This window comes from Bradyrhizobium sp. AS23.2, from assembly GCF_001908185.1.
Taxonomy (GTDB): Bacteria; Pseudomonadota; Alphaproteobacteria; order Rhizobiales; family Xanthobacteraceae; genus Bradyrhizobium.
The window spans coordinates 1-10,857 of the sequence record NZ_LGHM01000256.1 but is presented as its reverse complement, the minus strand read 5'-3'; the positions used below and the strand labels follow the sequence as shown (position 1 = coordinate 10,857).

General features: G+C 63.7%; 7 protein-coding genes, 2 tRNA genes and 2 pseudogenes. 2 read left to right on the top strand and 9 right to left on the bottom strand.

Annotation, left to right across the window (positions count from 1 at the left end; all coding sequences use genetic code 11):
- Positions 1-261 precede the first annotated feature (261 nt).
- Positions 262-1,122 carry a class I SAM-dependent methyltransferase gene (locus AC630_RS39835; protein ID WP_074123810.1) on the bottom strand — a complete coding sequence of 287 codons (861 nt, stop codon included), beginning with the start codon at positions 1,120-1,122 and terminating at the stop codon, positions 262-264.
- Positions 1,123-1,249: 127 nt separating this feature from the next.
- Between AC630_RS39835 and AC630_RS39830 the strand changes: the two genes are divergently transcribed.
- Positions 1,250-1,326, top strand: a tRNA-Val gene (locus tag AC630_RS39830).
- 41 nt (positions 1,327-1,367) lie between these two features.
- Here AC630_RS39830 and AC630_RS39825 read toward each other — a convergent pair.
- From AC630_RS39825 to AC630_RS39800, 6 genes and pseudogenes are all read right to left on the bottom strand, one after another.
- Complete coding sequence (locus AC630_RS39825; RefSeq protein ID WP_074123809.1) at positions 1,368-1,772, bottom strand: GFA family protein; 405 nt, start codon at positions 1,770-1,772, stop codon at positions 1,368-1,370.
- A gap of 71 nt (positions 1,773-1,843) precedes the next feature.
- Positions 1,844-4,267: an endopeptidase La gene (gene lon, locus AC630_RS39820; RefSeq protein ID WP_074123807.1), complete on the bottom strand. Its 2,424-nt coding sequence runs from the start codon at positions 4,265-4,267 to the stop codon at positions 1,844-1,846.
- 325 nt (positions 4,268-4,592) lie between these two features.
- Entirely contained in the window at positions 4,593-5,864 is a 1,272-nt protein-coding gene (gene clpX, locus AC630_RS39815) for an ATP-dependent Clp protease ATP-binding subunit ClpX (protein WP_074123808.1), read from the bottom strand.
- Between the two features lie 449 nt (positions 5,865-6,313).
- A complete protein-coding gene (locus AC630_RS39810; protein ID WP_074123806.1) occupies positions 6,314-6,949 on the bottom strand; it encodes an ATP-dependent Clp protease proteolytic subunit in 636 nt (211 codons plus the stop codon).
- A 260-nt stretch (positions 6,950-7,209) separates the two neighbouring features.
- Positions 7,210-8,570, bottom strand: a pseudogene (gene tig, locus AC630_RS39805) (trigger factor).
- A gap of 177 nt (positions 8,571-8,747) precedes the next feature.
- Positions 8,748-8,832, bottom strand: a tRNA-Leu gene (locus AC630_RS39800).
- Positions 8,833-8,986: 154 nt separating this feature from the next.
- On the opposite strand from AC630_RS39800, the gene AC630_RS39795 reads away from it, so the two are divergent.
- The gene (locus AC630_RS39795) at positions 8,987-10,306 is read left to right on the top strand and encodes a multicopper oxidase family protein (RefSeq protein ID WP_074123805.1); all 1,320 of its coding nucleotides are present in this window, start codon (positions 8,987-8,989) and stop codon (positions 10,304-10,306) included.
- Between the two features lies 1 nt (position 10,307).
- Here the strand turns inward: AC630_RS39795 and AC630_RS39790 are convergent, their stop codons facing one another.
- Together AC630_RS39790 and AC630_RS39785 are read right to left on the bottom strand one after the other, a co-directional pair.
- Positions 10,308-10,751: a GNAT family N-acetyltransferase gene (locus tag AC630_RS39790; RefSeq protein WP_074123804.1), complete on the bottom strand. Its 444-nt coding sequence runs from the start codon at positions 10,749-10,751 to the stop codon at positions 10,308-10,310.
- A 16-nt stretch (positions 10,752-10,767) separates the two neighbouring features.
- A pseudogene (locus AC630_RS39785) lies at positions 10,768-10,857 on the bottom strand (IS5/IS1182 family transposase); the annotation flags it as partial.

The following is a 10,857-nucleotide window of genomic DNA, read 5'->3' as shown; positions in this document are numbered from 1 at the left end:
GACCCGAGACGCGAGCAAATCCGTGGGACCCATTGGCCGAACAAGGTCGCAGGGTTGATTGGAACTCGTGTTGCGGAAACCATCTTGGCCAGCGGCTATCAAGCTGCACCGACAGGCCGGACATATGGATGCAAGCGATCCGATCAAACCTCACAAAGCTCTTGTGCCACGGGGGGCCGTCCACATATGGGTCCCGGCCTTCGCCGGGACGACAGCGAGTGTGTGGCAGCGACGTACGCCACAACGGCGGCAGCAAACTGTCTACGCCGCCTTCGCCGTCACGATCCAGATCGCGCCCTGCAGGGCCACCGACTGGCCCTTGAGGAAAGGCGCGAGCGTCTCGCGGATGGAGGCTTTTGCGGCCTCGTAGGTCTCCGGCGGATGGCCTTGGAGCGCACGGCTGGCGGGACCGATCTGGAGCGAGCCGTCGACGGCGGCATCGAGCCCGCCGCCGATGGCGATGTCCATCGCGAGATTGTGCGGCTCCATCGCCACGTCCACGAAGCCAGCACCTTTCAGGATGCGCATCACGCGCTCTTCCGAGGCGAAGGCGAACGGGCCCGGCTCCTCCGGCCCGACCGGCGGCATCTTCGGCACATGCTTGTAGACCGCCATCAGCGGCGCCATCATCCAGGGATTCTCCTTCGGCTCACGCCAGCAGATGAAGGCGAGCCGCCCGGTCGGCTTCAACGCACGACGAAGGTTGGTGAAGGAAGTGATCGGACCGGCGAAAAACATCACGCCGAAACGCGAGGCGAGCAGATCGAAGCTCGCCGGTTCGAACGGATGGACCGTCGCATCGGCCAGCACGAAATCGAGCGGCAGGCCTTTCGGCGCCAGCGCACGCGCCTGCGACAGCATTGGGTCGGAGACGTCGAGCCCAAGCGCAAAGCCGCTCGGCGCCACTGCTTTCGCAAACGCGACTGTCGTCGCACCCGAGCCGCAGCCGACATCGATCACGCGCTCGCCCGGCTTCGGCCTGGCGCGGTCGATCAGGATATCGGCGATCGGCCCGAGCAGCTTCTCCTGCACCGCGTGACGGTCGGCCCAACGCTGCCCGCTGGGACCGTTCCAATAGGCGATTTGATCGGCGTTCTCTGCGTGTCCGCTTCGCTGTTCCATTGGGCCCTCTGTCGCTTTGCTGGCGGTGATAGCACGCCGGAAGCCCATCAAGCGGTCAAATGAGCGCAGTTTGCGGCGCCGCCGCCCCTTGCTCCTCCCCCCATCGGAGGGCTAAAGAGGCGCCGAGGGGCGGTTAGCTCAGCTGGTTAGAGCATCTCGTTTACACCGAGAGGGTCCGCGGTTCGAATCCGTGACCGCCCACCAGCCTTCGCCCGCTTCGCGGGCTACGGCTAGGCAAGCCGACCTCAATCTCCCGGCCTACCCGGCAGCAGCGGCACCGCGTCGATCCACACCGCAGCCGACTGGCACCAGATCTGCCTGACGGGCCGCAAGGCGTCGCGCTGGCGGATGCTGCCCCAGCGGATACCCCAATCGTCGGCCTGGTCGCCCTCGCCGCTCGTGAACAGCGGGGAACCGCAGTTGCCGCAAAAATGCTGGAAGCGCATCCGGCCATTGTCACCGCGCTTGCCGTAGACTTTTGGCGTTCCGCCCGTCAGGTGGACGTCGGCGCCGGAACAGATGACCGTCACGCGGAACGGCGATCCCGTCAGCGCCTGGCAATCGCGGCAATGGCAAACCGAGACGGCCTCGGGGTCGATCCCGGCTTCAAAGGTAATCTGCCCGCAATGGCATTGCCCGTCGATCTGCATCGCCATGATCCCCTCGCCCCTAAAACAAAAACGGCGCCCGAAGGCGCCGTTTTATCATCTTTCGCTGAACCCTAGTGAGCGGTCAGGCCGCCGGCGGCTTCGTCGCCGTCCGGCTTCACCGTCACCTTGGTGTCCTCTTCCCAGACGATCGGCACCGGCTTCTTCACCAGCGCCTTGGCGACGACGTCGTCCAGACGGGAGACCGGGATGATCTCCATGCCGCCCTTGATCGCATCGGAAATCTCCGTGAGATCCTTGGCGTTGTCCTCGGGGATCAGCACCGTCTTGATGCCGCCGCGGGCGGCGGCCAGCAGCTTCTCCTTCAGGCCACCGATCGGCAGCACGCGGCCGCGCAGCGTGATCTCGCCGGTCATCGCGACATCGTGGCGGACCGGAATGCCGGTCATGACCGAGATGATCGCGGTGGCCATTGCTACGCCCGCCGACGGACCGTCCTTCGGCGTTGCGCCTTCCGGCACGTGAACGTGGATGTCGCGCCGGTCGAACAGCGGCGGCTCGATGCCGTAGACGATCGCGCGCGAGCGGACGTAGGACGCCGCCGCCGAGATCGATTCCTTCATGACGTCGCGCAGATTGCCCGTGACCGTCATCTTGCCCTTGCCGGGCATCATGACGCCTTCGATGGTCAGCAGCTCGCCGCCGACATCGGTCCAGGCAAGGCCGGTGACGATGCCGACCTGCGGCTCGCTCTCGATCTCGCCGAAGCGGTACTTCGGCACGCCCAGAAGCTCTTCCAGAGTCTTCTCGGTGACCTTGACCGACTTCTTCTTGGAGATCATCAGCTCCTTCACCGCCTTGCGGGCGAGTGTGGAGAGCTCACGCTCCAGGTTACGCACGCCCGCTTCGCGGGTGTAACGACGGATCAACAACAGCAGCGCGTCGTCGTCGATCGAGAACTCCTTGGAGTCCAGGCCATGCTTGGACACCGCGGTCGGGATCAAATGCTTGCGCGCGATCTCGACCTTCTCGTTCTCGGTGTAGCCCGCGATCCGGATGATCTCCATGCGGTCCATCAGCGGCCCGGGAATATTGAGCGTATTCGCGGTCGTGATGAACATCACGTTGGACAGATCGTAGTCGACCTCGAGGTAGTGGTCGTTGAAGGTCGCGTTCTGCTCGGGGTCGAGGACCTCGAGCAGCGCCGAGGACGGATCGCCGCGGAAGTCGGCGCCCATCTTGTCGATCTCGTCCAGGAGGAACAGCGGATTGGACGACTTCGCCTTACGCATCGACTGAATGATCTTGCCGGGCATCGAGCCGATATAGGTGCGGCGGTGACCGCGGATCTCGGCCTCGTCGCGCACGCCGCCGAGCGAGACGCGCACGAATTCACGCCCCGTCGCCTTCGCGATCGACTTGCCGAGCGAGGTCTTGCCGACGCCGGGAGGCCCGACGAGGCACAGGATCGGCCCGGTCAGCTTGTTGGCGCGCGACTGCACCGCGAGATACTCGACGATACGTTCCTTGACCTTCTCGAGCCCGTAGTGATCGGAGTCCAGGATGGCCTGCGCCGCTTCCAGGTCCTTCTTCACCTTGGACTTCTTGTTCCACGGGATCGACAGCAGCCAATCCAGATAGTTGCGCACGACGGTCGCTTCCGCGGACATCGGCGACATCTGGCGCAGCTTCTTCAATTCATGCTGCGCTTTCTCGCGCGCTTCCTTGGAGAGCTTGGTCTTGGAGATCTTCTCTTCGAGATCGGCGAGCTCGTCGCGACCGTCGTCGTCGCCGAGTTCCTTCTGGATCGCCTTCATCTGCTCGTTGAGATAGTACTCGCGCTGGGTCTTCTCCATCTGGCGCTTGACGCGCGAGCGGATGCGCTTCTCGACCTGCAGCACCGAGATCTCGCTCTCCATCAGGCCCAGCACCTTCTCAAGGCGCGTGGTGACGGACAGCGTCTCCAGGATGCCCTGGCGATCCGCGATCTTGACGGCGAGATGGGAGGCAACCGTGTCGGCGAGCTTGGCGAAATCGGTGATCGCCTGCACCACGCCGACGACCTCGGCCGAGATCTTCTTGTTGAGCTTCACGTAGCTCTCGAAGTCGGACACGACCGAGCGCGCCAGGGCTTCGGCCTCGACCGACTTCGCATCGGTGTCGGCGAGCGCAACCGCGGTCGCTTCGTAATAGTCGGCGCGATCGGTGTATTTCTGCACGTGCGCACGCTCGAGCCCTTCGACCAGCACCTTCACGGTACCGTCGGGAAGCTTCAAGAGCTGGAGCACGCTGGCAAGCGTTCCGGTCTCGTAAATCGCATCGGGCGCCGGATCATCGTCGGACGCGTTCTTCTGCGTCGCGAGCATGATCAGCGCGTCGTTCTTCATCACCTCTTCGAGCGCGCGGATCGACTTCTCGCGGCCAACGAAGAGCGGCACGATCATGTGCGGGAAGACGACGATGTCGCGCAGCGGCAGCACGGGATAGGCGTGCGTTTCGCCATGGACAATGGTTGGCCGGGGTTTGGGATTAGTCATGGCCTTTTCCTTTTGCTTTGCCCCCTTGCACGCAGCCCGCCATGATCATGCGCAACCGCCACAAGGTGCCGAGGTGATCCGCAGAACCGGTCGGTCCTCTCACGAATTGGACCGGCTCAACAGATCGGAACTGAGGCGAATCTTGAAGGGAATTCCAGCTCGCCCCCGACATTAGGTGGCTATCGACCCGGGGGGTGTCAAGTCATTGAAAAATGCGCGCCATCTGGCGCTTACGCACGCATATAAGCGACGCAACATCGGCTGCGGAGATACAATTCCGCAGCCGTCAGTTCTGACTGAACGATTTGGCCTCCAGCGCCGCAGATCAGGCGCTGGCGTTCTCGACGGCGCGATCGGACCGATCGGCGTAGATGTAGAGCGGACGTGCCGTTCCTTCCACAACTTCGCGCGAAATAACGACTTCTTCCACACCTTCCAGGCCCGGCAGGTCGAACATGGTCTCGAGCAGGATCGCTTCGAGGATCGAACGCAGACCACGCGCGCCGGTCTTGCGCTCGATCGCCTTGCGGGCGACCGCGCCAAGCGCCTCGTCGGCGAAGGTCAGCTCGATATTCTCCATCTCGAACAGCCGCTGGTACTGTTTCACCAGCGCGTTTTTCGGCTCGGTGAGGATCTTCTTCAGCGAGGTCTCGTCGAGGTCCTCCAGCGTCGCCACGACGGGCAGACGGCCGACGAACTCGGGGATCAGGCCGTACTTCAGGAGATCCTCGGGCTCAACGTGGCGGAAGATCTCGCCGGTGCGGCGGTCCTCCGGTGCCATCACCGAAGCGCCGAAGCCGATCGAGGTCGACCGGCCGCGCGCCGAGATGATCTTCTCGAGGCCCGAGAAGGCGCCGCCGCAGATGAACAGGATGTTGGTGGTGTCCACCTGCAGGAATTCCTGCTGCGGATGCTTGCGGCCGCCCTGCGGCGGAACCGAAGCCACCGTGCCTTCCATGATCTTGAGCAGCGCCTGCTGCACGCCCTCACCCGACACATCGCGCGTGATCGAGGGATTGTCGGACTTGCGGCTGATCTTGTCGATTTCGTCGATGTAGACGATGCCGCGCTGGGCGCGCTCGACATTGTAGTCGGCGGCCTGGAGCAGCTTCAGGATGATGTTCTCGACGTCCTCACCGACATAGCCGGCTTCGGTCAGCGTCGTCGCGTCGGCCATCGTGAACGGCACGTCCAGGATGCGGGCAAGCGTCTGCGCGAGCAGCGTCTTGCCCGAGCCGGTCGGACCGATCAGCAGGATGTTCGACTTCGCGAGCTCGACGTCGTTGTGCTTGGTCTGATGGTTGAGGCGCTTGTAGTGGTTGTGCACCGCGACCGACAGGACCTTCTTCGCATGGTTCTGGCCGATCACGTAATCGTCCAGCACCTTGCAGATTTCCTTCGGCGTCGGAATGCCGTCGCGCGACTTCACGAGCGAGGATTTGTTCTCCTCGCGGATGATGTCCATGCAGAGCTCGACGCACTCGTCGCAGATGAAGACCGTGGGACCCGCGATCAGTTTGCGGACTTCGTGCTGGCTCTTGCCGCAGAACGAGCAATATAGCGTGTTCTTGGAGTCGCTCGTGCCAACCTTACTCATTCCTGTCTCCGTCCGCGGTTCGATCGTATCGCTCGATCGCTCCATTCCGGCACGTCGCCGGCATGAAGTTTAAATAGAGCAAATTCCGTACCAAAAAAAGACCCTACTCGTTACATCCCGTGCGAATCACGGTCGCTCGATTCTCCCGCGATCATAGCCGATCAATCGTAGCCAACCATGCTGTCACCCGACTATCAAGAATTCGCTAATCGGGGACCCGCCGGCTACCCGTGACAATACCGTGATTTCACGTCTTGGCACGGGCTGAAGTGATCGAAATCACCCCGACGTTGCTGGATTGCCACGAAAAACAAGCACGAAAGCGGAACTTCCTGCCTGTCGCAGGGCGCAAAACAGCTTTTTGCGCGCCTGCGAACGCGTCCTGAACGTGAACGCCGCCCTCACGATCCCCGGTATCCACGGGGACCGCTCTTGCAATCCCGGTAGTGCTACAGGGCCTTCGCCGGCGCCGCCTCTTCGGCGCGCTTGTCGATGACCTTGTCGACCAGACCGAACTCCTTGGCGTCGTTCGCGGTCAGGAACTTGTCGCGTTCCAGCGCGTCCTCGATCGACTTGTAGGTCTGGCCGGTGTGCTTCACGTAGATCTCGTTGAGCCGCTTCTTCAGGTTCAGGATTTCCTGGGCGTGCAGCATGATGTCGGTGGCCTGGCCCTGGAAGCCGCCGGAGGGCTGGTGCACCATGATGCGCGCGTTCGGCAGCGAGAAGCGCATGTCCTTCTCGCCGGCAGCGAGCAGCAGCGAACCCATCGAGGCCGCCTGGCCCGTGCACAGCGTCGACACCGGCGGACGGATGAACTGCATCGTGTCGTAGATCGCAAGGCCCGACGTCACCACGCCACCCGGCGAGTTGATGTACATCGAGATTTCCTTCTTCGGATTTTCCGCTTCAAGGAACAACAGCTGCGCGACGATCAGCGTCGACATGCCGTCCTCGACCGGGCCGGTCACGAAGATGATGCGCTCTTTCAAAAGGCGCGAGAAAATGTCGTAGGCGCGCTCGCCACGGTTGGTTTGCTCGACCACCATGGGCACGAGGTTCATGTAGGTTTCAACCGGATCGCGCATGAGTCACCTAGGGTTTTTTTTGGACGCGGACATCGCAGTCCCAGCTGCCAGCGTTGGCTGGATTTGCCGGAAGGCCGATGGACGTCCCGTGATGCAGGACTTGACAGATATAGCCCAATTCTCGCCAGACAAGTGCGGAGCGAATTAAGGCTTAATCCACGGGGCAGTTGAAGCTGATTCGTACAAACAGGCCCAGCCAGCCACCTGGCTAGCTGGGCCCCTTCGCTGATCATCCTTAATAGAAGGCTTTCTCAAAGCCTTCAGGCTGCGGTCTTTTCCGCATCGTCGTCCTTGTAGAGGTCCTCGCGCGAGACCTTCTTCTCGGTCACGTTGGCGAGCTCGAGGATGAAGTCGACGACCTTGTCCTCATAGATCGGCGCACGAAGCTGGGCCAGCGCGTTGGCGTTGTTGCGGTAAAAGTCCCAGACTTCCTTCTCGCGGCCGGGCATCTGGCGCGCCCGCTCGATCACCGCGCGACCAACTTCGTCGTCGGTCACGGTGATCTTGTTCTTCTCGCCGATCTCGGAGAGCACGAGGCCGAGCCGCACGCGGCGGTCGGCGATCTTGCGGTACTCTTCCTTGGCCGCCTCTTCGGTGGTGTCCTCGTCGGCAAAGGTCTTGCCGGCGGAGTCCATCTCGGCCTTGACCGAGTTCCACATCAGATTGAACTCCTCGTCGACGAGCGAGGGCGGCGCTCGAAGCGATGCGCCTCGTCGAGGCGGTCGAGCAGCGCGCGCTTGACGCGCTGACGGGTCGCGCCGGCAAACTCGGCGGCCAGACGCTCGCGCGCGGCTTCCTTCAGCTTGTCCAGCGATTCCAGGCCGAGCGTCTTGGCGAACTCGTCGTTGACCGCGACGTCCTGCGGGGCCTCGATCAGCGTCGCGGTGGTCTCGAACTCGGCCGGCTGGCCGGCGAGCTTGTCGTTCATGTAGTTCTTGGGAAACGACACCTTCAGGGTGCGGGTCTCATTGGCGGCGATGCCGATGAGTTGCTCCTCGAAGCCGGGGATGAAGGTATTGGAGCCGATCACGACCTGGATGCCCTCGCCGGTGCCGCCCTCGAAGGCTTCGCCGTTGATGGTGCCCTTGAAGCCGATGGTGACGCGCTCACCCGACTCGGCCTTGGCGCCCTCGCCCTTTGCAGCATAGCTGCGGTTGGAATCGGCGATGCGCTTGATCGCTTCGTCCACGTCGGTGTCGGACACGTCAGCGACGGGCTTCTCGACCTGGAAGCTCTTGAAGTCGGCGAGCGCGATCGCTGGCACCACCTCGATCGCGACCGTGTAGGTCAGGTCGGTCTTGCCCGAGAGCAGTTCCTCGACCGCGGCCTGCTCGGTCGGCATGGTGATCTTCGGCTCGGTCGCGAGGCGGAAGCCGCGCTCGGAGAAGAGCTGCGTGTTGGTGTCGCGGATGGTCTGGTCGATGGTCTCGGCCATCACCGAGCGGCCATAGACCTTCTTCAGGTGAGCGACCGGCACCTTGCCGGGACGGAAGCCATTTATGCGGACCTTGTCCTTGAGGTCGACGAGCTTGGCACCAGCCTTGGCGTCGAGATCAGACGCCGGAACGCTGATCTTGAACTCGTGCTTCAATCCTTCCGAGAGGGTCTCTGTGACCTGCATGGCGTCCAATCTTCTTTTCGTTCGGTCCAGGCGCGCATGCGTCGGGACGCTGTCATTAATCGATCCGACGCGAGGCAAACGCCTCAACGCCGGTGGTTCATCGGACCCGGCTCCCTGACGGAAAGCATCCGCGAGGAGTGAGGCCCTTCGGTAATCCGTGCAAACGCTGAAAGCGCTTGGTGCGGGCGGAGGGACTCGAACCCCCACAACTTTCGTCACTGGAACCTAAATCCAGCGCGTCTACCAGTTCCGCCACGCCCGCGTGAATTTGCATCAAGACCGACCGCGATGCCGCGGGCGGCCGGGCTTATAGCATGTGCCTGACTGTTCGCAGCAAAAAAATGGCGCGTTGGAGGCACGCTTTAAGTAGGCACGACGGCTGGACTTATCCAGCGCCGCGTGGTCCGCATCGAGCCATGACAACAAGGTTTTTTGCCCCGACCCGGCGCGAGGTTTTGGCTGGCCTGGCAGCTTCGGCAGCAGGGGCGATTGCCGGCGGCGCAGCTCCGTCCGCAACCGCCCGGCTCGCCCTTGAGGCGCGACCGGCGACGCTGGCCCTGAAGCCGACTCAACCGCCTGCAGCGATCTGGGAGCTGGCCGCCGCAAGTCCCGCCGGAGCCGTCCGTCTCAGGCGCGGCGACCGCTGCGAGGTGGCCGTCCAGAACAACCTGCCTGTCCCGATTGCGCCAGCATGGCACGGGTTGGACGGTGCAAGCGCGGCCGAGCCGATGCTGGCGAGCTCGCCCATCGCCTCAGGCCGGACAGAAACCTCAATTCTTTCAATGCCTCACGCCGGAACCCTGATGGCGGACCTTCGCCTGTTCGAAGACGTTCTCAAGGGCCTGGTCCGTCCCCTGCCCGTCGTCGTTCAGGAGACCGAACCGCTGGCGGTCGACCGCGACGAGCTGTTTCTGGTCGAGGACTGGCGCCTAGACCCGGATGGCGCCGCGCTCCGTCCGGGTGCTACCGGCGGCGAGATCGCGCCGATCTTCACGATCAATGGCAAGATCGCCCCCGACTTCACCCTCCGTCGGAACGAGCGGCTGAGGCTCCGCTTGATCAACGGCTGCCAACGCGCTGTTGTTGCAGTCAAATTCGAGGGTGTTGAAGTCCTGGTCATGGCCCTGGACGGCCAGCCCGCCGAGCCCTTCACGGCCCGCAATGGCGCCCTTGTGCTCGCCCCCGGGGGCCGGGCCGACGTCTTTCTCGACGGCTCCGCGGCGCCGGCGTCCGCCGCACCGATTCTGCTCCATGACGGCAATGAGGCCCGCCCGGTCGCCCGCCTCCTGACATCGGCCGAGCCGCCGCTCCGGACGGCTCGCCTGCCGCCCCCGGGACCGCTGCCGTCCAACGGTCTGCCGGCTCATCTCGACCTCAAGGGCGCCCTGCGGTTCGATGTCGCGCTCGGAGCCGCCGAGGCGGGCTGGGTCCGCCCGCCGAGCTTCACTGCGTCAGCCGCCCCCGTCTTCCGCGCCAAGGCCGGCCGGACCGTCGTCCTGGCCGTGAAGAACCCCGGCCCGACGACGACCGTGTTCCACCTGCACGGCCACCATTTCCGCCTGCTCGACCGGCTCGACGATGGCTGGAAGCCGTACTGGCTCGACACGCTCGCGATCGAACCCGGTCAGACCCAGCGCATCGCATTCGCGGCGACCTACCCCGGCCGCTGGCTGATCGAGTCCGTCGCGACCGAATGGGCGGCGCCACGATTGGTGCGCTGGTACGCGGTGGAATGATTCATCGGCCTGCCCGCGTCCAGAGGTAGCGGACGTCGGGCTCTTTTTCCTCGTTCCGTGTTCCATCCGACTGCTCGACCCGTGTGAACCCGCGGGCCTCATAGAAGCGCCGCGCCGGCAGGTTGCGCTGGAAGGTCCAAAGCTCCCGCCGTTCGCAGGCGTGTTTGGCAACGTCGAGAAGTTCGGTGCCGACGCCACGGCCATGGGCGGTGGGAAGCACGTAGAGCTGCTCGACCCTGCCCTCGCTGAAAGCGATGATCCCGCTCAGCCTATCGTCGTCGAAGCGGCCCCATATGCGGCACGCCGCGAAGACACGCTCGCGGTAGAACCAGCGGTCCTCGTCCGGCGTATGCAGCCCAACGAGCCACGGCATCGCATGGTCAAACGCAATCCGATGAACCTGCGCAGCCGCATCCATGTCGGTGAGCGCGAGTAATCTGAGCACTAGGCGGTGTGGACACTTATCGCATCCATAGGACGATTGCGGCGAGAGTGACGACGGCGCGGTAATTTCGGGCCGTCTTTTCGAAGCGGGTGGCGACGCGGCGGAA

Bases quoted from the DNA above. Each gene is read 5' to 3' on its own strand.
- AC630_RS39835 (WP_074123810.1), bottom strand. From the start codon at position 1,122: ATGGAACAGCGAAGCGGACACGCAGAGAACGCCGATCAAATCGCCTAT.
- AC630_RS39825 (WP_074123809.1), bottom strand. From the start codon at position 1,772: ATGCAGATCGACGGGCAATGCCATTGCGGGCAGATTACCTTTGAAGCC.
- lon (WP_074123807.1), bottom strand. From the start codon at position 4,267: ATGACTAATCCCAAACCCCGGCCAACCATTGTCCATGGCGAAACGCAC.
- clpX (WP_074123808.1), bottom strand. From the start codon at position 5,864: ATGAGTAAGGTTGGCACGAGCGACTCCAAGAACACGCTATATTGCTCG.
- AC630_RS39810 (WP_074123806.1), bottom strand. From the start codon at position 6,949: ATGCGCGATCCGGTTGAAACCTACATGAACCTCGTGCCCATGGTGGTC.
- AC630_RS39795 (WP_074123805.1), top strand. From the start codon at position 8,987: ATGACAACAAGGTTTTTTGCCCCGACCCGGCGCGAGGTTTTGGCTGGC.